This is a genomic window from Microvirga pakistanensis, assembly GCF_004458765.1.
In the GTDB taxonomy this organism is placed as follows: domain Bacteria; phylum Pseudomonadota; class Alphaproteobacteria; order Rhizobiales; family Beijerinckiaceae; genus Microvirga; species Microvirga pakistanensis.
This window is the reverse complement of record NZ_SPJX01000082.1, coordinates 1-223: the sequence shown is the minus strand read 5'-3', so window position 1 is coordinate 223 and position 223 is coordinate 1. Positions and strand designations below refer to the sequence as shown.

Annotated in this window: 1 protein-coding gene; it reads left to right on the top strand. The window is 63.2% G+C overall.

From position 1 onward, the window contains the following. Positions 1-36: 36 nt before the first annotated feature. The coding region (locus E4K09_RS02825) for a PDC sensor domain-containing protein (RefSeq protein WP_134495041.1) at positions 37-223 on the top strand (187 nt) is incomplete at its 3' end.

Sequence of the window (223 nt, the reverse complement as noted above, 5' to 3'; positions counted from 1 at the left end):
GCTGCAACGCTCATGCGATCCACGGCGGAAGCCATCGTGTACGATTACAAAGTGGAGCGCGGCGAGCTTGCGGAGATTCTGGCGCGGGCCGTGGAGGTCCAGCCCAATCTCATCGGCATGACGCTCGCCTTCGAGCCCGACGCCATGGACCGGCAGGACAAGACGTTCCTGGCGGATCCCTATTCGGACCCGAGCGGCCGGTTCAGCCCCAATTTCTACTGGA